The organism is Melittangium boletus DSM 14713, from assembly GCF_002305855.1.
GTDB classification, from domain to species: Bacteria; Myxococcota; Myxococcia; order Myxococcales; family Myxococcaceae; genus Cystobacter; species Cystobacter boletus.
The window spans coordinates 2,933,363-2,957,170 of the sequence record NZ_CP022163.1 but is presented as its reverse complement, the minus strand read 5'-3'; the positions used below and the strand labels follow the sequence as shown (position 1 = coordinate 2,957,170).

The following is a 23,808-nucleotide window of genomic DNA, read 5'->3' as shown; positions in this document are numbered from 1 at the left end:
TCTCAGAGGGCCCGGTGTGCACACGTGCGCCGGGCCCTCGTCATGTCCGCTCTCCGAGGAGTGCTCCCGCCATGTCTTCGCTCCATCGCCTCGTGCCGCTCCTGTTGCTCGCCGCCCTGGTGTCCGCCTGCCGTGGCACGCGCGGCGGCACGCCCCTCTTCGTCCTGGAGGATCCCCGAGGGGATGACCATGGCGATGGCCAGCTGCGCTATCCCCTGCGCCAGGACATGACGCCGGGCTCGCTGGACCTGTTGTCCCTGCGCGCCTGGGCCGAGAGCGGAGGCACGCGCTTCGAGGCCACCTTCGCGCGGCCCATCGCCGTCCCACAGCGCCGCACGGTGGACGCGGCGGGGACCACGCTCGCGGACCAGGCCCGTCTGGGCTTCTACACCTTCAATCTGGACGTGTACGTGGACCAGGATCGGCAAGAGGGCTCGGGGAGTACCGAGACGCTGCCGGGCCGCCATCTGGTGCTCGCGCCAGGCAGTGGGTGGGAGAAGGCGCTCATCCTCACGCCCCGGCCCTATGAGGCTCGCGACATGCTGCGCAAGCTGTGGCGCGAGGCGGCGATCGCCGAGGCCCAACGGACCCAGGGCTCACTCGGGGAGCCCGCCTTGAAGGCGCTGGAGGCTCAGGTGGAGCAACGCCTCGACACGCACGTCTTCTTTCCCACCCGCGCCCGGGTCGTTGGGCACACCGTCTCCTTCTTCGTTCCGGAGGCGTTCCTCGGCGGCCCGGCGCGGGCGTCCTGGGGCTACGCGGTGGCCGTGACGGGCGCCTCGCTCAATCTGCGCGTGGCGCTGCCCTCGTTCCTCGGTGGCGTGACGGCGCCCCCGGAGCAGGGCGTGATGGTGCTGGGCATCGGGCCGGGTGTGTCCCACGAGCGTTTCGGCGGAGGGCGCGTGGGCGGCTCGTTCCAGTCCCCGGTGGTGGACCTGGTGGTGCCCGACGGCGTGCGGCAGGAAGACGTGCTCGGCCCCGCGATGCCACCGTGGCCCGCCGTGGTGCCCGCTCCCGAGGGCTCATAAGGCGAGAATCCGGCTCTTCCGGGTGAGGCTGGAATCCGTCGCCGTCGTGCGTGAGCGTGTCTCGGGAGTTACGAGGTGGGGCAACTCCTGGTAGAGGCGCGAACACCATGACCGTCCTTTCCGTTGATGAGTTCGATGAACACCTCGCTCGAACGGCTGGCCGGCTGACGCGAGAACTCCATCACGCGCGTCCAGTCATCTACTGGACGGACCTGCTGGTCTCGTCGGTGGTGGGCTACACCGGGCTCTTCCTGGCGGTGGCCGCCGTTTCTCCCTGGGGCCGTCTGGGCGCTGGAGTGCTCGCCGTCTTCGCGCTGTACCGGGCGGTGAGCTTCATCCACGAGTTGACCCACCTCAAGGCGAACGCCGTCCCGGGTTTCTGGTGGGCCTGGAACGTCCTCATTGGCGTGCCGTTGCTGCTGCCCTCGTTCACGTACGAGGGCGTGCACAACCTCCACCACGTCCCTTCCCGCTATGGCACGGCGAGGGATCCCGAGTACCTGCCGCTCGCCCACATGCGGCCGGCGTTCCTGGTGCTCTTCTTTTTCGCATCGGCGCTCGCGCCCTTGGCCCTGCTCCTGCGCTTCGCCGTGCTCGCGCCCTTGTCGTGGGGCTGGCCGGGCTTGCGGCGGATCGTGGTCGAGCGCGCCTCGTCCCTGATCATCGAGACGGGTTTCCGCCGCTCGCCACCCGAGGGCCGCCGCAAGTGGGAGTGGTGGGGGCTGGAGAGCACCTGCTCGCTCTGGGCCTGGACCTTGATCTCACTCGTGCTGGCGGGCGTCGTGCCGCTCGGGGCGGTGGGAGTCCTGCTCGCGGTCACCTCCGCGGTGGCCGTGCTCAATCAGACGCGCACGCTCGTCGCCCACCTCTGGGAGAACGATGGCTCGCCCATGAGCGTGACGGAGCAGTTCCTGGACTCGGTGAACGTGCCTCCGCCCGGTGTCCTGGCCTCGCTCTGGGCGCCGGTGGGTCTGCGCTATCACGCCTTGCACCACCTGCTGCCTGGACTGCCCTACCACGCGCTGGGGGAAGCGCATCGGCGCCTCTGCGCGGCCATGCCGCCGACGGCTCCCTACGTGCGCGCGAGCCACCCGGGTCTGTTCGTGCTGCTGCGCCGGCTCTTCGCGGGGGCGTCCCTGGCCGGTGGGAGCGGGGACTCGGGACGCGCGCTACCGCAGGCGCCAGATGCCGGTGGTGCGGGCGGGCAGGGTGATGCGCCAGGTGCCGCCGTCTCTTTCGGGGGCGCGCACGGAGCTGTCCACGAAGAGCGGTTCGGCGAGGTCGCCCTCCAGCTCGAAGGGGCCCGCGTTCTCCGCGGAATCGCCGAGGTTGTGCACCACGAGGACGCGCTCGCCCTCGAGCGTGCGCAAGAAGGCCAGCGTGGAGGTGCGGCTCTGGGTGGAGGTGAGCAGGGTGAGGCCACCTCGCTCCAGGGCGGGGGAGGCATGGCGGGCCCGGATGAGGTCGCGGTAGCGCGAGAGCAGTGAACCGGGCGCCGTCATCTGCGCGGCTACGTGGGTGTTCTCGTGGCCGGGGGCGAAGGCGAACCAGGGCGTGCCGGACGTGAAGCCTCCACCCGTGCTCCCGTCCCAGGGCATGGGCGTGCGCTTGGCCTCGTCGTTCTGGGTGGTGCCGTTCAAGAGGCCCACCTCCTCGCCGTAATAGAGGAAGGGCGAGCCGGGGAGCGTGAGGACCAGGGAGGCCGCGGTCACGAGCGCACCCGGCTTTCCGTCCAATTGCGTGGCCACGCGCACGTGATCGTGATTGGTGAGGAAGGGCGCGTCCGCCACGCCCACGGGGTAGCGGCTCCGCATCTCCGACAACTTCAAGGCGAGCCCATTGCCGTTGCCCAGCCGCGCCGCCTTGATGATCTCCTCGGCGAGGGGGAAGTTGAAGTTGAGCGGGAGCTCATCGCCTTGGGGCACCTGCGCGGTGGAGCCGTAATAGGGCGCGATGAGCGGCGTATTCGTCCAGGCCTCTCCCACCAGTGCCGCGTCCGGCTTCACGCTTCGCACGTGCGCGGCGAACTCCTTCCAGAAGGCGTGGGTCTCGGCCGTGTCGGCCTGTCCGGTGAGGCCCCCACTCGTCTCGATGAGGTAGCGCACGGCGTCCAACCGGAAGCCATCCACGCCCTTGTCGAGCCAGAACGAGGCCAGGCGTTTGACCTCCTCTCGCACCGCGGGCGTGCGCAGGTTGAGGTCCGGCATGCCGCCCCAGAAGACGCCGTAGTAGTACGCGCCGTTGAGCGGGTGCCAGGTCGCGCCCTGGGAGAAGAGATCCCAGGGCTGCCGCCAGCCTGGATCCACGGGGCTCCACACGTACCAGTCGCGCTTCGCCGACTCGGGCGAGGCCGCGGACTCCTGGAACCAGGGATGCTGTGAACTCGTGTGGTTGATGACCAGGTCCACGATGACGCGCATGCCCCGGCGGTGGGCCTCGGCGCACAGCCGCTCGAAGTCCGCGTTGGTGCCGTAGTCCGGCTCGATGCGCTCGTAGTTCGTCGTGTCGTAGCCGTGGTAGCTCGGCGAGTCGAACACGGGCATGAGCCACAGCGCGTCCACGCCCAGGTCCGACGTCGTGTTCGGATCTCCGTCGTTGAGGTAGTCCAGGCGCGAGATGAGGCCGGCCAGGTCTCCCTTTCCGTCACCGTTGGAGTCCTGGAAGCTGCGCACGAAGACTTCGTAGAAGACGGCGTGCTGGTACCAGAGGTTGGCCGTGGGTGCGGCGAGTTCCACACGGGGCGTGGGCGAGCCGTCGACCGGAGTCGCGGGACCCGTGACGCAGGACGTCAGCGTGAACAGCGGGAGCAGGAGACACGAGGAGCGGAGGCTCGGCATGGAGGTGAGGCTTAACAGCGCTCGCCGGGTGCGTGCCAGCGGCCCCGGATGAAGGGCCGTGGGTCCTCTGCTATAGGCTGTTGTTTCCTCCCCCCCCCCGACTGGTGCCCGGCCGTTCTCCTTCCTGGGATGGCTGGCTCACGGAAAAGGTGTACCCATGATCCTCTCCTCTCCACCCCTCGGAAGACGCCGGGCGCGGGCGCTGCTGGGCGCGCTCGTGTTTGCCTCGGCGGGAAGCGCGCTCGCGGCGCCCTCGGATGTCTCGCTCGTCGGTTCCGTGTGCGCCTCGGGCGAGCCCTGCTCCGCGCTGACCTTCGACGCGGGGGACAAAGCCTGGCAGGGCTCGTTCGCGCTGCCCGCGGGCACCCACACGTTCCGCGCGGCCGTGACGGAAGACGGGGCCACCTCCATCTATGGCCAGGGAGGCGCCAAGGATGGTGCCGCGTTCACCCTGGAACTCTCCACACCGCAAACGGTCAAGTTCTACTACGACGACAAGTCGCACTGGATCACCACGCGGTACAACTCCGTCATCGCCGTGGCGCCGGGCAGCTTCCAGAGCGAGCTGGGATGTCCGGGGGATTGGCAGCCGGATTGCCTGGGCTCGTGGCTGAAGGATCCGGATGGGGACGGCGTCTACACGTTCTCCACCACGGAGCTGCCCGCGGGCAGCTACGAGGGCAAGGTCGCCATCAATGAGAGCTGGGATGAGAACTACGGCGCGGGCGGTGCTCCGAGCGGGGCCAATATCGGCTTTTCGGTGCCCTCCGCGGGGCTGCCCGTGATCTTCACCTACGACTCCACCTCGCATGTGTTGAACATCGAGGTCGTCGGCGCGCCCAAGGGCGATATCCAGTTGCGCCGCGCCCACTGGGTGTCCGGGGACTTGTTGGTGTGGGAGCCCTCGGTGACGATTCCCGCGACGGCGACCTTCGCGCTGCACTACGACCCCTCGGGGGCGATGTCGCTCGGTCCGGCGGGCATCTCCGGTGGGCAGTCGATTCCGCTGACTCGCGAGACGGTGGGTTTGCCTCCGCAGCTCGCGGAGAAGTTCCCCCATCTGGTGGGCAAGCCCGTGTTCCGCATCGCGGATGAGGACCTCTTCAAGGTCAAGGACATCCTCAAGGGCCAGGTGGCGCTCTCGCTCGTGGACGCCGACCAGAACATGTTGGATGCCACGGGGGTTCAACTGCCCGGCGTGCTGGACGAGCTGTACGCCAATGACGCGGCGCTGGGGGTCACCTGGAATGGCGCCGAGCCCACGTTCCGGCTCTGGGCCCCCACGGCCCGCAACGTGACCCTGCGCCTGTATAATGACGCCACGACGACGTTCTGGAGCTCCCTGCCGATGACGCTCGACGCCACCACGGGCGTCTGGAGCACGGTGGGCGGAACGCTCCTCAAGGGTCACTACTACCTCTACGAGGTCGAGGTGTACGTGCCCTCCCTCAAGGCGGTCGTGAAGAACCTGGTGACAGACCCCTACTCGGTGAGCCTGTCGCTCAACAGCACGCGCAGCCAGCTCGTCGATCTGGCGGATGCGTCGCTCGCGCCCACGGGCTGGTCCTCGCTGGTGAAGCCCGCGCTGGCGGCGCCCGAGGACATCGTCCTCTACGAGCTGCACGTGCGCGATTTCAGCATCCACGACAACACGGTGCCAGCGCCCAAGCGTGGCACCTTCCTGGCCTTCACCGAGGCGAATTCCAACGGCATGAAGCACCTGCGGGGCCTGGCCGCCAAGGGCCTCACCCATGTGCACCTGCTGCCGGCGTTCGACATCGCCACCATCGAAGAGGACCGCACGAAGCAGCAGGAGCCGAGCGGGGACCTGGCGTCCTTCGCTCCGGACTCGGAGCAGCAGCAGGCGGCGGTGGTCGCGGTGAAGGACCTGGACGGCTTCAACTGGGGCTATGACCCGTTCCACTACACCGTGCCCGAGGGCAGCTACGCGGTGGAGCCGAACGGCAGCGCGCGCATCCTCGAGTTCCGCCAGATGGTGAAGGCGCTGTCGGACAGCGGCCTGCGCGTGGTGATGGACGTGGTCTACAACCACACGGCCTTCGGGGGACAGGCGGACAAGTCGGTGCTCGACCGGGTGGTGCCTGGCTACTACCAGCGCCTCAACGCCGACGGCAACGTGGAGACGAGCACCTGCTGCCAGAACACCGCCTCCGAGCACGCCATGTTCGAGAAGCTCATGGTGGATTCGCTCGTCACCTGGGCGAAGTTCTACAAGGTGGATGGCTTCCGCTTCGACCTGATGGGCCACCACATGAAGTCCAACATGCTCAAGGTCCAGGCGAAGCTCGCCGCGCTCACCCAGGCCAAGGACGGCGTGGATGGCTCGAGGATCTACCTCTATGGCGAGGGCTGGGACTTCGGCGAGGTGACCAACAACGCGCGGGGCGTGAACGCCACCCAGCTCAACATGTCCGGCACCGGCATTGGCACGTTCAGCGACCGTCTGCGCGACGCGGCCCGTGGCGGTGGCCCGTTCAGCGGCCTGCAAGAGCAGGGCTTCATCAGCGGCCTCTGGGACGACCCCAACTCGGCGACCTCGGGCAGTGCCGAGGACCAGCGCCAGCGGCTGCTGCACTACATGGATCAGATCCGCGTGGGTCTGGCCGGCAACCTGCGCGACTACTCCTTCATGAACAAGGACGGCACGGTCGTGACGGGTGCCGAGGTGGACTACAACGGCCAGCCCACCGGCTACACGTCGGATCCCCAGGAGGTCATCACCTACGTCTCCGCGCACGACAACGAGACGCTGTTCGACGCCGTCCAGTTCAAGGCGTCCGCTTCCGCCGACATGGACGCGCGCGTGCGCATGCACAACATGGGCTTGAGCCTGGTGGCGCTCGGCCAGGGCATTCCCTTCTTCCACGCGGGCGATGAGTTGCTGCGGTCCAAGTCCCTGGACCGCAACAGCTACAACTCGGGCGACTGGTTCAACACGCTCGACTTCACCTACGCGTCGAACAACTGGGGCGTGGGCCTGCCTCCGGAAGCGGACAACAAGGACAACTGGCCCACGATGCGCTCGCTGCTCGCCAATCCGGCGCTCAAGCCCGGTCCCGCGCACATCCGCCGGGCGCTGGAGCACTTCGGCGAGGTGCTGAGCATCCGCAAGAGCGCGGCCCTGTTCCGGCTGCGCACGGCCGCGGACATCCAGGAGCACGTGCACTTCCTGAACACGGGCCCGTCCCAGATTCCGGGCCTGCTGGTCATGAACATCCGGAACGAGGATGCCACCGATGGCATCACGGATGCGGTGGTGTTCTTCAACGCCAACAAGGAGCAGCAGGTCTTCCACATCGCCGACTACGCGGGCCGCTCCATGCAACCGCACCCCGCGTTGCAGGCGTCGACGGACCCTGTCCTCCAGGGCGCTACCTTCCAATCTTCCGGTGACTTCATCGTGCCGGGCCGCACCACGGCGGTGTTCGTGAACACGTACGTCCCGCCGGAGGATGCGGGGACGCCGGACGCGGGCGGTGGAATCGACGCGGGTCCGGGCCCTGGCGAGGATGCCGGGACGCCGGACGACGCGGGCACCGACACGGATGGGGGTACTCCGGACGCGGGCGGAGATGCCGGGACGCCGGACGACGCGGGCACCGACGCGGACGGAGGCACCACCCCGGACGCGGGTGGTGAAATCGACGCGGGCCCGGGCGGAGACGCCGGAACGCCGGACGACGCGGGCACCCGCGATGGGGGTGGTTCGGCTCCCGGGGATGACGGAGGCACGGAGCCGGGTGCCGACGCGGGCCCGGGTAACGATGGGGGCACCGCTCCGGACGGCCCTGGCCAGGGCGGGTGCGGGGGTTGCGCCGGTTCGGGCGGAGGCTCCTTCGGGGGTCTGGCGCTGCTGCTGGGTGGCCTGCTGCGCTCGCGCCGCCGTCAGGCGTAGTGCCGCGGTGCGAAACGGATGAGTGAAGCGAGGGCCCTGGGCGAGAGTCCAGGGCCCTCGTCATTCGCGCCCCGGGCCGCTTGCCACGTGCGGCCCTGGCCGGAGTGGAGTAGAGGAGCGCCCATGGACGAGAAGACGCTCACCCGACTGCTCGAGCAGGTGAAGGGCGGCAAGGTTTCCGTGGACGCCGCCGTGGGGCAACTCAAGGATCTGCCCTTCGCCGAGCTGGGCTATGCGACCCTGGACACGCACCGGAGCCTGCGCTTCGGCTTTCCGGAGGTGGTGCTGGGCGAGCCGAAGACAGTGGAACAACTGCTCGGCATCGTGGGCAAGCTGATGGAGGTCAAGCAGCCGGTGCTGGTGACGCGGCTGCAGCAGGACAAGGCCGATGCGTTGCGCAAGGCCTTCCCGAAGGGCGAGTACCACGCCGTGGCGCGCATCTTCCACGTGAAGCAGGGCAAGCCCAAGGCGGGCAAGGTGGCGGTGGTGACGGCGGGCACGAGCGACATTCCCGTCGCCGAGGAAGCGGCTCTCACCGCCGAGGCGATGGGCGCCACGGTGAACCGCGTGTACGACGTGGGCGTGGCGGGCATCCACCGGCTGTTGAAGCGGCGCGAGGAGATCCAGTCCGCGCACGCGGCGGTGGTGGTGGCGGGGATGGAGGGCGCACTGGCGAGCGCGGTGGGCGGATTGGTGGGCATTCCCGTGGTGGCGGTGCCGACGTCGGTGGGGTACGGGGCCAACTTCGGGGGCGTGTCCGCGCTGCTGGCGATGGTGAATTCGTGCGCTTCCAACGTGGCGACGATGAACATCGACAATGGCTTTGGTGGCGGTTTCTACGCGGCGCTCATCTCGCGCACGAAGGGTCAGCGGTAGACCATGCGCAAGATTCTCTATCTGGAGCCCGTGGGTGGCATCGCCGGGGACATGTTCCTGGCGGCGGGAATCGACCTGGGTCTGTCCCCGGATGAGCTGACGCGGGCGCTCAGTGGGCTCGGCGTGCCGGGCTGGAAGCTGGCGGTGAAGCGCGCGGTTCGTCATGCCATCAGTGGCACGCACCTGGACGTGGTGCTGGACGAGCGCGAGGCGCATCCGCACCGGGCCTATGCGGACATCCGCCAGCTCATCGAGGCCGCGCCCACGCTGCCGCCCCGGGCGAAGGAGCGGGCCCTGGCGGTGTTCCGGGCCATTGGCGAGGCCGAGGCGAAGGTGCACGGCGTGTCCATCGACGACATCCACTTCCACGAGGTGGGCGCGGTGGATTCCATCGTGGACATCTGCGGCGCGGCGGTGGTGCTGGAACTCCTGGGCGATCCGGAAGTGTTCGCGGCGCCGCCTCCGCTCGGCAGCGGCACCATCCGCGTGGCGCACGGCAACATGCCCATTCCGGTGCCGGCCACGCTGGAGTTGCTCAAGAACCTGCCCGTGCGCTTCGAGGGCGTGGGCGAGCTGACGACGCCCACGGGCGCGGCCCTGCTCAAGGTCCTCACGCACATCGGCCAGCCTCCGCCGGACTTCATCACCGAGCGCATCGGCTACGGCGTGGGGACGAAGGACTTCCGCGACCGGCCCAACGTGCTGCGCGCGTCGCTCGGCCGGGCCGAGGCTCGGGCCGAGGGGCTCTGGGTGCTGGAGGCGAACCTGGATGACAGCACGCCCCAGTTGCTCGGCTACCTGCTGGAGCACGTGCTGGTCCGGGGCGCGCTGGACGCTTGGGTGGTCCCCGCGACGATGAAGAAGGCGCGGCCAGGGCACGTGTTGAGCGTTCTGGTGGAGGGCGGCGTGAAGGAGTCGGTGATGGACACGCTCCTGCGCGAGTCCACCACGCTGGGGGTTCGCTCCTATCCGGTGGAGCGCCGGGCGCTCGAGCGCGACTGGGTGGAGGTGGAGACGCCCTGGGGCCGGGTGCGCGTGAAGCGCGGCCTGCGCAATGGCGAGGTGCTCAATGCCCACCCTGAATTCGAGGACTGCCGCCAGGTGGCCGAGGCCGCGGGGGTGCCGCTCAAGCAGGTGATGGCGGCGGCGCTCGCGGCGCTCGGCTCCGGCAAGTGAACCGTTTTTCTCCAAGGATCGTCATGCAACCGACCCGCATCACCGAGCTGCGCTTCGAGCCGCTGGACCTGCCTCTCACGGAGCCCTTCGCCATCGCCACGGGCGCGCCGGACATGGCGAACAACGTGCTGGTGCGCCTGACGCTCGCGGATGGGACGGTGGGCCTGGGCGAGGCGGCGCCCTTCACCGCGGTCTCCGGTGAGTCTCAGGCGAGCACGCTCGAGGCCCTGGGCTCCGTGCGCGAGGCGATGCTCGGCAAGGACGCGGCGGCCTGGCGCCCCATCGGTGCGTGGCTCGGCGAGGCCCTGCCGAAGGCTCCCTCCGCGCGCTGTGGACTGGAATTGGCGTTGCTGGACGCGTTGTGCCGCCACCACCGCATGCCGTTGGCCACCTTCTTCGGGGGCGCGGGCACCGGCCTGGACATCGACATGACGGTGACGGCCGGAGACGAGGCCCACGCGGCGGCGTCGGCCCGGGCGATTCGCGCGCGAGGCATCCGCACGCTCAAGGTGAAGGTGGGCGCGCTGTCGCCGGAAGAGGACGTGCGGCGCATGGTGGTCATCCGCCGGGAAGCGCCCGAGGCCCGGCTGTTCGCGGACGCGAATGGGGGCTACACGGTGGCGGGGGCGCGCACGTTCCTCTCGGGGTTGGAGGCCGCGGGCATTCCGCTGGCGCTCTTCGAGCAGCCCGTGCCTCGCGAGGACTGGGAGGGCATGGCGGAGCTGACGCGTTCCTCGCGGGTGCCCATCTGCGCGGACGAGTCGGCCCGGACGGTGAAGGACGTGGTGCGCCTGGCGCGAGAGGGCGGGGCGCACGGAGTCAACCTCAAGTTCATGAAGAGCGGCGTGGGGGAGTCCCTGGCCATGTGGAACGCGGCGCGCGCCTTCGGCATGGAATTGATGATGGGGGGCATGGTGGAGAGCACCCTGGCCATGAGCAGCGCGGTACACTTCGCCGCGGGCCTGGGTGGCTTCGACTACGCGGACCTCGACACGCACCTCTTCATCCGGGAGCACGCCTTCCGGGGAGGCCTGCGGGTGGAGGGAGGGCGGGTGGACGTCGGACACATCGAGGCGGGACACGGGGTCGTGCTGGACTGAGGGGGAGCACACATGTTGGACGCACTGGTGGTGGGCGCGGGTCCGACGGGGCTGACCATGGCCTCCGAGTTGGCCCGGCATGGATTGCGCTGCCGCATCATCGAGCAGCTCGAGGCGCCGTCGCCGCTCTCCCGTGCGCTGGCGGTGCAGGCCCGCACGCTGGAGCTCTTCGAGGATCTGGGCCTCGTCGAGCGGGCGCTCGCGTCGGGGCGGCGGACGAACGCCTTCAACGTGGTGGGGACGGGAGGGGTCCGCGCGCGCGTGCCCCTGGGCGGCTTCGAGTGGCTGGAGACGCGCTATCCCTACATCCTCATGCTTCCGCAGGACGCCACCGAGTCCATGCTCACCGAGCACCTGGGCACGTTCGGGGTGGGGGTGGAGCGGGGCGTGGCGCTGGAGCGCTTCACGCAGGACGCGGAGCGGGTCGTGGCCACGCTGCGGCACGCGGATGGCCGGAGCGAGCAGGTGACGGCGCGCTGGTTGCTCGGGTGTGACGGCGCGCGCAGCCGGGTGCGCAAGGGAGCGGATCTGCCCTTCGAGGGCGATACCTACGAGGACGCGTGCGTGCTGGCCGATGTGCACGTGGAGTGGTCGCTCGAAGAGGGGGAGGTCTTCATCATGCCGACCCTGCACGGAGTGGTCGGCGTCTTCCCGATGCCCGGAGACAGCCGCTACCGCTTGTTCTTCATCATGCCGCGGACGGACGAGTCCGATCAGGCCGATGACATCGAGCCCCTGTCCCTGGAGGAGCTCCAGGCGCTGGTGGATCGCATGGTGCCGCTGCCCGCGCGCGTGAGCGAGCCGCGCTGGATGTCGCGCTACCGGCTGCACCGCCGGGGCGTGCCGCACTATCGCCGGGGCCGGGTCTTCCTCGCGGGGGATGCCGCGCACATCCACAGTCCCGCGGGTGGCCAGGGGATGAACACGGGCATCCAGGACGCCTACAACCTCGCCTGGAAGCTGGCGCTCGTCACCCGGGGGCGCGTGCCGGAGGCCCTGCTCGACACCTACGAGGCCGAGCGGCTGCCGGTGGGGCGCATGCTGCTGGAGGGAACGGATCGGGCCTTCATGATCATGGCGGGAGGAGGGGCTATCTCTCGACTCCTGCGCAGCCTCGTGGTTCCGCGCGTCGCCCGGAAGTTGTCTGGAGTCCTCCGGGCTCAGCGCTTCGCCTCCCGCTTCGTCTCCCAGCTCGCCATCCGCTACCGCGAGAGCCCGCTGTCCACCGAGCGCCTGTGGGGTGAGGACGCGGGCGGCGTGCGGATGGAGCAGGGCCCCGCGCCGGGTTCCCGCGTGCCGGAGTTGCCCGTGAAGGGCGAGGGCGTGGAGCGTCTGCATCAGGTGCTGCACGGGCCCCACCACACGCTGCTGTTGTTCACCGGGCTGGTTCCCGAGGCGCGAGGCGCCGATGACCTGGTGGCGCTCGCGCGACGGTTGGAGGCGGCGTACGGACCCTTCCTGAAGGCGCGCGTGGTGGTGGCCGGCGCCGAGGCTCCGGCTTCCCACATGTTGGCGGACACGGATGGCGCGGTGCATCGCCGGTTCGGCGCGGGCTCGGCGTGCTTCTACCTGGTGCGGCCCGACGGCTACGTGGGCCACCGCGAGCGGCCCATCGATCCGCGACGGCTCGAGGCGGAACTCACGCGGCGCATGGGCCGCTAGTCCCGCTCATTCGTGGAAGGGCAGTCCCGTGGTGTTCTGCGTGAGGGCCTCGCCCTCCGCCCAGCCGAGCAGCCCGGTGGAGGACTTCACGAGGAACCAGGGCAGCTTGCCGGGAATGGCGGGGTCGGCGGCGAGCACGAGGATCTTCGAGTTCGTCGCCAGATTGGCCACCACGTCCTTGCCACTCCGGTCGAACGTGAGCGGGAAGGACGTGGTCACCGTGGCCTCTTCCCCGACGTAATAGACGTTCTGGGGCATGCGCTCGATCTTCCACTTCTCGCGGTTCAGGACGTACTTGTCCCGGCGGTTCCAGAAGCCCCACCAGTCGTCCGAGAGGAAGATGCCGTTGCCGTGCGCCTGGTCGAGGGTGGGCACGCTGCCCAGCGGTTTCAGCTCCTTGCCATCGAAGCCGTAGATGTCGAGGCGGTGCTCGTCCCACGGCAGCTCGATGTGGACCAGGAGTTCCTTCCATTTATCCTTCGTGTTGAGGTCGACGACGGACACCCCCTCCACCCGAGACTCGTCTCCGCGGCCCTGGGCGGTGGAGCCCCCGACCTTGAGGACGTAGGTGCTGTCGCCTTCCTTCCACTGCAGGGAGATGGCTTCCTTCTTGCCATCGCCATTCAGGTCCTCCGACAAGGACTTCACCGGCTCCCGGGCAATGGCTCCGAGCGGGGTGAGCAGCAGGAACGTCGTCACGGCGAAGGTTCGGCGAATCGTCTTCAAGGCAGGTGTCTCCTATGGAACTTTTTCACGGGCCGAAGGGCCGCCGGTCCGAGAGGAGACGAGCAAGGTGCGCCAGGCGGTGGCCACCAGGATGATGGTACCTCCCACGAGCGCCCAGCTACCGGGGCGCTCGCCCGCGAGCAGGAAAGTCCACACAGGGTTGAGCACGGGCTCGAGCAGGACGAGCAGCGAGGCCTCCACGGCGGGGGTGTCCCGCAGGCCGTGCTGGAAGAGCGAGTAGGCGAGTGCTGACTGGAACACACCCAGGAAGAGCACCAGCCCGATGTCCATCCCCGTGGGGCGGGGGCCGTCCATGGCGAAGAACAGGGCGACGCCCCCCGCGATCACATTGCCCCAGACGAGCACGGAGGTGCCCTCGTCCTTCACCGCCCGCAGTCCGAGAATGCACAAGGCGAAGGAGATGCCCGAGGCCATCGCCACCACGTTGCCCCAGCGCTGGCCGGGGTGGAACTGGTCGAGGAAGAACAGGCTCAGGCCGAGCAGGAACACGGGCACGGCCAGCAACTCGCCGCGGGAGGGCCGCTCGCCGAGCACCATGGGAGACAGGAGCAGCACGTAGAGCGGCGCGGTGCTCTGCAGGAAGATGGCGTTGGCGGAGGTGGTGAGCTTGGTGGCGATGATGAACGTCGTCACCGTGGCCGCGTACGCGAAGGTGGCCAGGACGCCTTGACGTGACGGCAGCCGGCGGCCGGAGGGCAGGGCGAGCGCGAGCACCAGCGCCGCGACGAGCGAGCGGCCCGCGGTGAGCTGCCAGGCCGACAAGGTGGACAGCTTCACGGCGGCGCCCGCCGTGGACCAACACACGGCGGCGACGAGGATATAGAGGCGGGAGGGGTGCATGGGCGCGGGGCGGGGGCCTTATATCCGGCTCCCGCGTCCGCTTCACGGCGTCAGGGCGGTATCACCGAAGGCGAAGCGGCTGAGCACCGGGTAGTGATCCGTGGTGGTCACACCATATCGGTCGATATAGGCCTCGGGATGGAGGACCTGGACCGAATCGCTCACATAGCTCGACGCGAGCTTCCGGGTGATGAGCTGGTGGTCGATGAACTCGGTGTTCTGGGCCTTCACCGTGCTGCTCTGTTTGGCGAGCGCCAGGGGCCGGGTGACGAAGGTGAAGTCCGAGGAGTCATCGACGAAGCCCTGGTACGGCGAGGGCAGGTACTCTCCCGTGCTGGAGTTCTTGAGGATGGAGACATCCACGTCGTCGTTCCAGTCCCCGAGCACGAGGATGGGCGTCGTGGCGGCCTGCGCGTCCAGATAGCCCTTGAGCGCCAGGGCCGCCGACCTCCGGCGATTGTAGGAGTCCGTGTCCGCGTACGCCTTCATGTGCAGCACGATGACCACCAGCTCCGTGCTCTTGCCCTCGCGCGTGATGCGCAGCTTCACCTGGAGGGGGGGCCGCGAGCCGAAGTAGTAGGGATTGGAGCCCGTCGTGAGGATGAGCTTCTTCTCCAGCACGCTGACCACGTCCGAGCGGAAGAGGAGGGCCAGCTTCGCGTCGGTGGAGCCGTAGAAGTACGCGCCCGAGGGCACGCCCGGATCGTTGGCGACGAAGCCGTCATAGCCGGGCAGTTGTTGCTTGAGCGCGTTGAAGTGCTCGGTGTCCACGACCTCCTGCAGGCCCCAGACATCGGCCTTCGTCGTGTCGATGACCCTGCGCACATTCGCGAGCTGGAGGGCTTCATCCGAGGGCCCCTCGTCCGGATGGCCGAACCACTCGAGGTTCCAGTTGACCGCCCTGAGTTCCAGGCCCTGGGGTTCGGGGCCCGTCCCCGCGCGAACCTCCAGTCCGAAGGACTGTTCCACCTGGGCGCCATGCACGTCCCGCGCGCGCACGGTGAGCGCGTAGGTGCCCGAGGCCGTGGGAACACCCATCAGTTGCCCCTCCTGGTTCAGGATCAGTCCTGGAGGGAGGGCTCCACCCGCCAGCTCCCAGCGCAGGGGTGGCTTGCCCCCTTCGGCCTCGAAGGGGACGGAATAGGAGGTGCCCTGGGTGGCGGCGGCCAGGGAGCGCGCGGGGATGCTCGGCGCGGGATAGACCTTGAGCAGGTAGGTCCGCGTGGCCGTGGCGCCCGTGCCATCCTTCACCTGCACGGAGATGGCGTAGGAGCCCGCGGCCGTGGCCGGGCCCTTGAGAATCCCGGTGCTCCGATAGAAGGAGAACCCCGGGGGAAGCTCCCCCACCATGTACTGCAGGGGAGGCGTGCCCTGGGTGGCGCCGAGGCTCACCTCATAGGGAACGCCCTCGGTGGTTTCCTGCGGCGCCAGCTCGGGCAGCACGAGCGCATGAGTGCCGGAGGACGGTTCTCCATTACAGCCACCAATGAGGACGAGGATGCCGAGCATCCTCAACAGTCGGGCGAACGCCATGGGGGGCTCCGGACTCGGGACGGGTGGTTCCCGTGAAGCGCCCGACTCTAGCAAGCAAGATTGCTTTGCGCCCCGCGCGGGGGTGCAGTCAGATGGCCAGGCTTGCGCTGTGCGTCAGGGAGGCGGACCAATGGCCGAGAAGTGGGACAAGCAATTGAAGGAAGTCCTCAAGTTCACGCGAGATGAACTCAAGCGCACGGGTGATGAACTCAAGACCCATGCCCAGCGGCTCCTCGAGGAGGTGCAGGATCCCAACAATCAGGCCAAGGTGAAGGAGGGGTTGCAGACCCTGCGGACCTGGGCCGTGGCGACGGGCAAGCAGGCCGCGGAGCAGATCGAGTCCGCGGTGCGCCGCGTCGAGGAGACCGTGGAGGGCGCCTTCGAGAAGCGGGAGGCTTCCTCCACGCCCCAGCCTCCTCCGGCCGAGCCACCCCCTCGGGCCGAGCCGCCCCCTCCGGCCGCGAAGAAGGCGGCGGCCAAGCCGGGGGCCTCCAAGTCCATCGGCCGCAAGAAGCCCGCCGCCAAGGCGCCCCCCTCGGCCACGAAGAAGGCGGCGGCCAGGCCGGGGGCCTCCAAGTCCATCGGCCGCAAGAAGCCCGCTCGCCAGGGCTCCTGACGAAGCGTGGGGGACCGTCGTGGGCGTTGGATCAACTCGCGCCCCATGACATAGTGCGCCCGTGGCCGGCTCCAATCGTGATTCCAAGGGCAGCTTTCAGACGGACATCTCCCAGGACGTCATCGACGACGCGTTGAAGAGCGTCGAGCGGCGTGCCTCCTCCCCGCCTCCGGCGGACGAGGACTTTCCCGAGGGGGGGCGAACGCTGGAGATGGATCTCCCCGATGGGGGTATGACCCTGGAGGTGGACGTCCCCGCGACCGTCTTCGGGGAGCCCTCGTCTTCCTCCGGTGAAGGCTCTTCCCTGGAACTGGCCGAGACGCGCCAGAAGCTGGAGCAGGTGCAGCGCGAGCTGGAGCAGGCGCGCGCCCAGCTCGAGTTCAGCCAGAGCAAGAGCCGCGAGACGATGGATCGCCTCAAGGAGAGCCACGAGCGCGCCCTGCGCGCCGCGGCCGACCTGGAGAACTACAAGAAGCGCGCCCAGAAGGAGAAGGAGGAGGTCCAGAAGTTCGGCGCCGAGCGCCTGCTCAAGGACTTCCTGCCGGTGCTCGACAACCTGGACCGGGCGCTGGAGGCGGCCCAGAAGTCCGCCGACTTCGAGAGCCTGCGCACGGGTGTGGAGATGACGCGCAAGCTCTTCGAGAGCGCGTTCGGCAAGCAGGGCGTCAAGGGGTTCTCCGCCGTGGGTCAGCCGTTCGATCCGCGCCTGCACGAGGCGATGCAGCAGGTGGAGAGCGCCACGGTGCCCGCGGGGCACGTCGTCTACGAGGCCGTGCGCGGCTACACGCTCAACGAGCGGCTCATGCGGCCCGCGCTGGTGGTGGTGGCGCGCGCACCCGAGACCGCGCAGCCCGAGTCGACTTCTAGTTCAACGCCGGGGGGCGAGCCCACGGGGGGGAGCGCTCCCGAGCAGACCGGCACCACTCCCAGCGAGAATCAGTAGGACGTCATGGGCAAGGTGATTGGAATCGACCTGGGGACGACGAACTCGTGCGTGGCCGTCATGGAAGGCGGCGAGCCGGTGGTCATCCCCAACAGCGAGGGCAGCCGTACCACTCCGTCGATGGTGGGCTTCACCGAGTCCGGTGAGCGTCTGGTGGGGCAGATCGCCAAGCGCCAGGCCATCACCAACCCGGAGAACACCGTCTTCGCCGTCAAGCGGCTCATCGGCCGCAAGTACGACTCGCCCGAGGCCCGCAAGGCCATCAGCGTGAGTCCCTTCCGCGTGGTGGCCAGCCCCAATGGCGACGCGTGGGTGGAGAGCCGGGGCAAGGGCTACAGCCCGCCGGAGATCAGCGCCATCGTGCTGATGAAGATGAAGCAGACGGCGGAGGACTACCTCGGCGAGCCCGTCACCGAGGCGGTCATCACCGTGCCGGCCTACTTCAACGACAGCCAGCGTCAGGCGACGAAGGACGCGGGCCGCATCGCCGGCCTCAACGTGCTGCGCATCATCAACGAGCCCACGGCCGCGGCGCTCGCCTATGGTCTGGACAAGGTGGGCCAGGCGAGCGCCGAGCGCATCGCCGTCTACGACCTGGGTGGCGGCACGTTCGATATCTCCATCCTGGAGCTCAACTCGGGCGTCTTCGAGGTCAAGAGCACCAACGGCGACACGTTCCTGGGCGGTGAGGACTTCGACCAGCGCCTCATCGACTTCCTGGCCAAGCGCTTCGCCGAGCAGAACAACGGCCTGGACTTGCGCAAGGATCGCATGGCGCTGCAGCGCCTGAAGGAAGCGGCCGAGCGCGCCAAGCACGAGCTGTCGAGCGCCACGGAGACGGAGGTCAACCTTCCGTTCATCACCGCGGACGCCACGGGTCCCAAGCACCTCACGGAGACGGTGGAGCGCACCACCTTCGAGGCGTTGGTGTCCGACCTGGTCGAGCGCTCCATCGAGCCGTGCCGCATCGCGCTCAAGGACGCGGGCGTGCCCGCGCAGCAGATCCACCAGGTGCTCCTGGTGGGCGGCATGACGCGCATGCCGGCGGTGCAGCAGAAGGTGAAGGAGTTCTTCGGCAAGGAGCCGCACAAGGGCATCAACCCGGACGAGGTCGTCGCCGTGGGCGCGGCCATCCAGGGCGGCGTGCTCAAGGGCGAGGTGAAGGACGTCCTCCTGCTGGACGTGACGCCCCTGTCGCTCGGCGTGGAGACCGCGGGTGGGGTCTTCACGAAGATCATCGACAAGAACACCACCATCCCCTGCAAGAAGAGCCAGGTGTTCTCCACGGCGGTGGACAACCAGCCGCTGGTGAGCGTGCACGTGCTCCAGGGCGAGCGCGAGATGGCGGTGGACAACAAGACGCTCGCGCGCTTCGAATTGGTGGGCATTCCCCCGGCGCCGCGCGGCGTGCCGCAGATCGAGGTCTCCTTCGACATCGACGCCAACGGCATCGTCCACGTGAGCGCCAAGGATCTGGGCACGGGCAAGGTCCAGCAGGTGCGCGTGGTGGGCAACTCGGGTCTGACCGAGGCGGAAATCCAGGCGATGATCGCCGACGCCAGCGCCAACCAGTCCAGCGACAAGCTCAAGAAGGAGATGGCCGAGCTGCGCAACAACGCCGACTCGCTCATCTACACGACGGAGAAGAGCCTCGAGGAGTACGGCAACGTCCTGCAGGAGAAGGACCGCACGGACATCAAGGCGGACCTGGACGCGCTCAAGGAATTGCTCAAGGGCTCGGACGCGGCGGCCGTGAAGGAGGCCTACCAGAAGCTGGAGACGAGCGCCTACCGCATCGCGGACGCGCTCTACGCGGACCAGTCCAAGGCGAGCTCCTGAGCCACGGGCGAGGGCCCCTTCCCGGGGCCCATCCCGCCGGTGTTCAATGGCCTCCGTGGAATTCCCTTCCCTGGAAGCCGAGGTCTCGTTCCTGCGCGGCTTGACCGCCGTGACGCGCATCGCGGATGAAATCATCGAGGACTGCCTGGAGCGCGGGCTGGATCTCGATGCGGCGGTGGACGTCTACCTCACGCAGTGCGCCCGGCTGGTGAATGCCTCGGCGGGCTTCGTCGGCCTCCGGGGAAGCAAAGGCCCCGTGCTCACCCGGGTGTTGGGCGTGCTCGGCGTGGACGTCTTCGAGGCCACGGGCTGGTCGGGTTGCCGCCCCTTGCCCGAGGGCCGGATGCTCTTCTGCGCCCCCCTGACGCTCGGCCGGCTGGAACTGGGCACCATGGGGTTGGTGGTGGCGGGCCGCTTCGACGACGGCGGCGCCTTGGTGATGAAGCTGGTGGCCGCCATGGCGGATCAGCTCGACAACGCGGTGCTGGCCTTCATCGCCCTGGCGGACGGCGCTCACGTGTTGGAGAAGCTGGATGACCTGGCGCCCGAGGAGGATCCCGTCACGGGCACCCGTGCCCGGATCGGCCGCTACGAGCTGGTGACTCCCCTGGGAACCGGGGGCATGGCGCAGGTGTTGGTGGCGCGTACCCGCGGCCCCGAGGGGTTGGGCCGGCTGGTGGCGCTCAAGCGCATCCTGCCGCAGCTGGTGTCGGATCCGGACATGGTGAAGCAGTTCCTGGACGAGGCGCGGATTGGCCTGCGCTTGTCCCACTCCAACCTCGTCACCATCCACGATTTCGGCGAGTCCCAGGGGGCCTACTTCCTGGTGATGGAGCTGGTGCGCGGGGTGGACTTCGACCGGCTCCTCAAGACGTTGCGTCCGTCGGCGGCGGTGGTGTCGGCCGTCGTGGTGCAGGCCCTCCATGGGTTGCACGCGGCCCACCTCGCACGTGGCGAGGACGGACGTCCGCTGCAACTGGTGCATCGGGACCTGTCGCCGCACAACCTGATGGTGGGCTTCGACGGACGGGTGAAGGTGTTGGATTTCGGCGTGGCCAAGGCTCGAGCCCAGCGCACGGTGACCCTGCCGGGCATCGTGAAGGGCAAGCCGCTCTACATGTCTCCAGAGCAGGCGTTGGGGCGGCGGCTGGACGCGCGCAGTGATCTCTTCGCCATGGGTCTCATCCTCTACGAGGCGTTCACGGGCAAGCGCGCCTTCGATCGAGGCGATGACGTGGCTTCCATGGAGGCCATCTGCGATGACCGGCTGAGCCGGCCGGCCAGCATTCACCCGAAGTTGTGGGGAGTGCTCGAACAGGCGCTCGCGAAGCGCCCGGAGGACCGTTTCGCCCACGCCCAGCAGATGGCCGAGGCCCTGACGGAGGCGTGTCCCCCGGCACGTGATGGGGAAGTAGGGCAGCTCGTACGCACCCACTTCCCCGAACGGCTCCAGGGCTTCGAGCGTCTGGAGCGTGTCCACCTCGCTTCGGGGCCACCCACTTCACCGACCCGGGCGACTCCCGTGGTCCCCGCCAAGGGCCCGGCGCGCTGACGGTCAGCGGCCTCGCTTGATGGACGAATCGTCCTCGCCACTGAGGTTCAGCTTTCTCTGGCCTTCCAGATCGGCGTCCCCTCTCGCCTGGACGCGGTGCGTCTCCTCATAGAGTTCGTCCTCGATGAGCGCGGCGCGGTAGTCCTCCTCGATGGTGCGCTCGAGGGTGGGGTCCCGACCCGGAGAGACCACGCCCACCGTCTCGTCCAGGGAAGAGGCCCGCAGGGGGGGTCTCGTGTCTCCGGGGCTCGAGGGAGGGATGGGGAATCCGGGCTCCCGCAGGACGGGCTCGATGGGACGGGCGTTCACGCGGGCCCGCTCCCGGTCCTCTTCCGTCAGGATGGGGCTCGCGCTGGCGCCTTCGGTGTTGTGGGGACCGATTTCCTGGTTGCCCAGGTCCTGGGTGCGCAGTCCGCTCAGCTCACTCAGTGACGCGGGGCGGTCCAGATCCCTCCAACTCGTGACGCCTGGCGCCTCCGTGCGGGCGACAGGCGCTCGGCCCGAGTCGAGCGGATCCGTGTTGGGAACGTCATCCAGGGAGAACTTCTTCAGGCTGTCGCGGCCGTGCGCCAGGAAGATTTCCCCGTCCCGGATGGTGCTGACCTCCGAGTAGCGGACGGAATAATCCTTGGGGAAGAAGAGCCCCTTCTCGATATGAAATTCGGTCCCGCCAACGGCATAGACCCTGCCGAGCTTGTGGCCATCGACGCTGCGAACGATCATGCCTTCCTTGATTTCTTCGCGCTGATCCATGGTCCGCCTCCTGATGCGGTGTCGTTCCATTGAAAAATGGGGACCCGACCGTGTGGACGCGACCTCTGCCTGGGGCGGAATCCCTCCGGGCTTGTCGCCCTGGCCGCCCGGCGGGGGGAGCATGGCCGGCGGATGCCGACCCGGGAAAACGCCTGGGAGGCGCTCGGGTAGACGGTTGCGTGCTTGACCCCTCTTCCGCGTCCCCATAGAAAACTGTGTCTTTGTCGTGACCCTGGCCCCATGAGGATGCTCTGCATGCGCCGTTTGACCCCGGTGTTGCTCGCTGCAATCGCCCTTTTCTCGGCCGCTTGCGAGAAGAAGTCCCAGCCCACGACCTCGGCAGAGGCGCCAGGAGGCCAGGCTGCCCAGCCGGCCACGGGAGGCAAGCCTCCCAGCTCGGACACCCTGCTGCTCGGCGAGGTCGTCAGTCTCACGGGCGCCCAGGCCACCTTCGGCGTGTCCACGCGCAATGGCGTGGACCTGGCGCTCAATGAGGTCAATGCCGCTGGCGGGGTGAAGGGCAAGAAGCTCGCGGTGCGCGTCCTGGACGACCAGAGCAAGCCCGAGGAGGCCGCTCAGGCCGCCACCCGCCTCATCACCCAGGACAAGGTGCTGGTGATTCTCGGCGACGTGGCGTCGTCCAACTCGCTGGCCATGGCGGACAAGGCGCAGGCGGCTGGGATCCCGATGATCACCCCCGCTTCCACCAACCCCGCCGTCACGGAGAAGGGCGACTTCATCTTCCGGGTGTGCTTCATCGATCCCTTCCAGGGCTTCGTGATGGCGAAGTTCGCGCGCGAGCACCTCAAGGTGGAGCGGGCGGCCATCCTCCAGGACAACAAGAGCGCCTACTCCATCGGGCTCACGGAGGTGTTCTCCCAGAAGTTCAAGGAGCTGGGCGGCACGCTGCTGGCCACCGAGAGCTACTCCCAGGGCGACACCGACTTCCGCGCGCAGCTCACCAGCATCAAGAAGCTCAAGCCGCAGGCCATCTACGTGCCGGGCTACTACAACGACGTGGGCATCATCGCCCGCCAGGCGCGCGAGCTGGGCCTGACGGTGCCGATGATGGGCGCGGACGGCTGGGACTCGGAGAAGCTGTTCGAGCTGGCCGGCAACGCGCTGGATGGCAGCTATTTCTCCAACCACTACTCGCCGGCCAACCCGGAGCCGCGCGTGCAGAAGTTCATCGCCGACTACAAGGCGGCGTACGGCTCCGTGCCGGACGCGCTGGCGGCGCTCGGCTATGACGCGGCCCGCGTGGCCATCGCCGCTATCGAGAAGAGCAAGGACCTGAGCGGTCCCTCCATTCGTGACGCCATCGCCCAGACGAAGGACTTCCCGGGAGTGGCGGGCACCATCACGCTGGACGAGAAGCGCAACGCCGTGAAGTCGGCCGTCATCCTCAAGGTCGGCAACGGCACGACCGAGTTCGTCACCACCGTCCATCCGTGATGTCACAACTCATCCAGCATCTCATCAACGGCATCGCCTCGGGCACCATCTACGCGCTGATCGCGCTGGGCTACACGATGGTGTACGGCGTGCTCAAGCTCATCAACTTCGCCCACGGCGACGTGATGATGGTCGGCGTGTACATGGGCTACGCGACGGCCTTCGCGCTCGGCCGCGAGGCGCGAGGCTCGGTGGGCGGCGTGCTGCTCATCTTCCTGGTGGCCATGGGCGGCTGCGCGTTGCTCGGCTTCCTCATCGAGCGCTTCGCCTACCGGCCGTTGCGCGAGAAGCCCCGGCTCACCGCGCTCATCACCGCCATCGGCATTTCGTTCACGCTGTCGTACGGCTTCCAACTGGACATCGGCTTCCTGCCGGGCTCGGCGCCGCGCGCCTTCCCGCAGATCATCAAGCCCTCCCAGTGGTTCACGCTCGGCGACCCCGAGTTCCCCGACGTGGTCCTGTGGAACTGGCAGGTCATCTCGCTCATGGTGGCGGTGGCGCTGATGATGGGGCTGCAGTACCTCGTCTTCCGCACGCGCTTTGGACGGGCGATGCGGGCGGTGTCCTTCGATCACCGGGTGGCGGCGCTCATGGGCATTCCCACGGACCGGGTCATCTCGGTGACGTTCATGATCGGCAGCGCGCTGGCGGCGGGGGCGGGTCTGCTCTACGCCATCAAGGACACGTCGGTGAGCCCGCTGATGGGCCTGTACGTGGGCCTCAAGGCCTTCGTGGCGGCGGTCATCGGTGGCATCGGCAATGTGCCGGGCGCCATGGTGGGAGGGCTGCTGCTGGGGCTCGTGGAGGAGTTCGTGGTGGGCTACGCGGCGAGCACCTGGCGTGACGCGGTGGCCTTCGGTTTCCTCATCCTCGTGCTGCTCGTGCGGCCCGGTGGCCTGTTCGGCCGGGTCGCGGCGGAGAAGGTCTGACGCCGC

At 68.5% G+C, this 23,808-nt stretch carries 17 protein-coding genes and 1 pseudogene; 13 read left to right on the top strand and 5 right to left on the bottom strand.

Annotation, left to right across the window (positions count from 1 at the left end; translation table 11 throughout):
• Positions 1-71: 71 nt before the first annotated feature.
• Entirely contained in the window at positions 72-1,028 is a 957-nt protein-coding gene (locus MEBOL_RS12280; RefSeq protein ID WP_095977608.1) for a glucodextranase DOMON-like domain-containing protein, read from the top strand.
• A 107-nt stretch (positions 1,029-1,135) separates the two neighbouring features.
• A pseudogene (locus MEBOL_RS42755) lies at positions 1,136-2,089 on the top strand (fatty acid desaturase family protein); the annotation flags it as partial.
• A 108-nt stretch (positions 2,090-2,197) separates the two neighbouring features.
• Here MEBOL_RS42755 and MEBOL_RS12270 read toward each other — a convergent pair.
• Positions 2,198-3,865: an alpha-amylase family glycosyl hydrolase gene (locus MEBOL_RS12270; RefSeq protein ID WP_095977607.1), complete on the bottom strand. Its 1,668-nt coding sequence runs from the start codon at positions 3,863-3,865 to the stop codon at positions 2,198-2,200.
• A 157-nt stretch (positions 3,866-4,022) separates the two neighbouring features.
• On the opposite strand from MEBOL_RS12270, the gene pulA reads away from it, so the two are divergent.
• The 5 genes from pulA (at position 4,023) to MEBOL_RS12245 (ending at position 12,595) form a co-directional block, all read left to right on the top strand.
• Positions 4,023-7,781 carry a pullulanase-type alpha-1,6-glucosidase gene (gene pulA / locus MEBOL_RS12265; protein ID WP_095977606.1) on the top strand — a complete coding sequence of 1,253 codons (3,759 nt, stop codon included), beginning with the start codon at positions 4,023-4,025 and terminating at the stop codon, positions 7,779-7,781.
• A 123-nt stretch (positions 7,782-7,904) separates the two neighbouring features.
• On the top strand, positions 7,905-8,657 hold the full coding sequence (gene larB / locus MEBOL_RS12260) for a nickel pincer cofactor biosynthesis protein LarB (RefSeq protein WP_095977605.1): 753 nt from the start codon (positions 7,905-7,907) through the stop codon (positions 8,655-8,657).
• A 3-nt stretch (positions 8,658-8,660) separates the two neighbouring features.
• A complete protein-coding gene (larC, locus tag MEBOL_RS12255; RefSeq protein WP_095977604.1) occupies positions 8,661-9,833 on the top strand; it encodes a nickel pincer cofactor biosynthesis protein LarC in 1,173 nt (390 codons plus the stop codon).
• A 23-nt stretch (positions 9,834-9,856) separates the two neighbouring features.
• On the top strand, positions 9,857-10,933 hold the full coding sequence (locus tag MEBOL_RS12250; protein WP_095977603.1) for a dipeptide epimerase: 1,077 nt from the start codon (positions 9,857-9,859) through the stop codon (positions 10,931-10,933).
• Positions 10,934-10,945: 12 nt separating this feature from the next.
• The gene (locus MEBOL_RS12245) at positions 10,946-12,595 is read left to right on the top strand and encodes an FAD-dependent monooxygenase (protein ID WP_095977602.1); all 1,650 of its coding nucleotides are present in this window, start codon (positions 10,946-10,948) and stop codon (positions 12,593-12,595) included.
• 6 nt (positions 12,596-12,601) lie between these two features.
• Here MEBOL_RS12245 and MEBOL_RS12240 read toward each other — a convergent pair whose 3' ends face one another.
• Genes MEBOL_RS12240 through MEBOL_RS12230 form a run of 3 tightly spaced genes read right to left on the bottom strand, consistent with a single transcriptional unit; the run spans position 12,602 to position 15,715 of the window.
• A complete protein-coding gene (locus MEBOL_RS12240; RefSeq protein ID WP_095977601.1) occupies positions 12,602-13,321 on the bottom strand; it encodes a hypothetical protein in 720 nt (239 codons plus the stop codon).
• Positions 13,322-13,333: 12 nt separating this feature from the next.
• Positions 13,334-14,182: a DMT family transporter gene (locus tag MEBOL_RS12235; protein ID WP_095977600.1), complete on the bottom strand. Its 849-nt coding sequence runs from the start codon at positions 14,180-14,182 to the stop codon at positions 13,334-13,336.
• A 42-nt stretch (positions 14,183-14,224) separates the two neighbouring features.
• Positions 14,225-15,715 carry a putative Ig domain-containing protein gene (locus MEBOL_RS12230; RefSeq protein WP_095977599.1) on the bottom strand — a complete coding sequence of 497 codons (1,491 nt, stop codon included), beginning with the start codon at positions 15,713-15,715 and terminating at the stop codon, positions 14,225-14,227.
• Positions 15,716-15,845: 130 nt separating this feature from the next.
• On the opposite strand from MEBOL_RS12230, the gene MEBOL_RS12225 reads away from it, so the two are divergent.
• The 4 genes from MEBOL_RS12225 (at position 15,846) to MEBOL_RS12210 (ending at position 20,665) form a co-directional block, all read left to right on the top strand.
• Positions 15,846-16,331 carry a transcriptional regulator gene (locus tag MEBOL_RS12225; RefSeq protein ID WP_095977598.1) on the top strand — a complete coding sequence of 162 codons (486 nt, stop codon included), beginning with the start codon at positions 15,846-15,848 and terminating at the stop codon, positions 16,329-16,331.
• A 61-nt stretch (positions 16,332-16,392) separates the two neighbouring features.
• Complete coding sequence (gene grpE, locus MEBOL_RS12220; RefSeq protein ID WP_095977597.1) at positions 16,393-17,274, top strand: nucleotide exchange factor GrpE; 882 nt, start codon at positions 16,393-16,395, stop codon at positions 17,272-17,274.
• Between the two features lie 6 nt (positions 17,275-17,280).
• Positions 17,281-19,113 (top strand): molecular chaperone DnaK, encoded by a 1,833-nt coding sequence (dnaK, locus tag MEBOL_RS12215; RefSeq protein ID WP_095977596.1) that lies wholly within the window; start codon positions 17,281-17,283, stop codon positions 19,111-19,113.
• Positions 19,114-19,159: 46 nt separating this feature from the next.
• Complete coding sequence (locus MEBOL_RS12210; RefSeq protein WP_095977595.1) at positions 19,160-20,665, top strand: serine/threonine-protein kinase; 1,506 nt, start codon at positions 19,160-19,162, stop codon at positions 20,663-20,665.
• Between the two features lie 3 nt (positions 20,666-20,668).
• Here the strand turns inward: MEBOL_RS12210 and MEBOL_RS12205 are convergent, their stop codons facing one another.
• Positions 20,669-21,418, bottom strand: coding sequence for a hypothetical protein (locus tag MEBOL_RS12205; protein ID WP_095977594.1), 750 nt, complete (start codon positions 21,416-21,418; stop codon positions 20,669-20,671).
• Between the two features lie 255 nt (positions 21,419-21,673).
• On the opposite strand from MEBOL_RS12205, the gene MEBOL_RS12200 reads away from it, so the two are divergent.
• Both MEBOL_RS12200 and MEBOL_RS12195 read left to right on the top strand, forming a co-directional pair.
• Entirely contained in the window at positions 21,674-22,873 is a 1,200-nt protein-coding gene (locus MEBOL_RS12200; protein ID WP_095977593.1) for an ABC transporter substrate-binding protein, read from the top strand.
• A complete protein-coding gene (locus MEBOL_RS12195) occupies positions 22,873-23,802 on the top strand; it encodes a branched-chain amino acid ABC transporter permease (RefSeq protein ID WP_095977592.1) in 930 nt (309 codons plus the stop codon). Before MEBOL_RS12200 ends, MEBOL_RS12195 begins: the two co-directional genes overlap by 1 nt.
• The last annotated feature ends 6 nt before the right edge of the window (positions 23,803-23,808 follow it).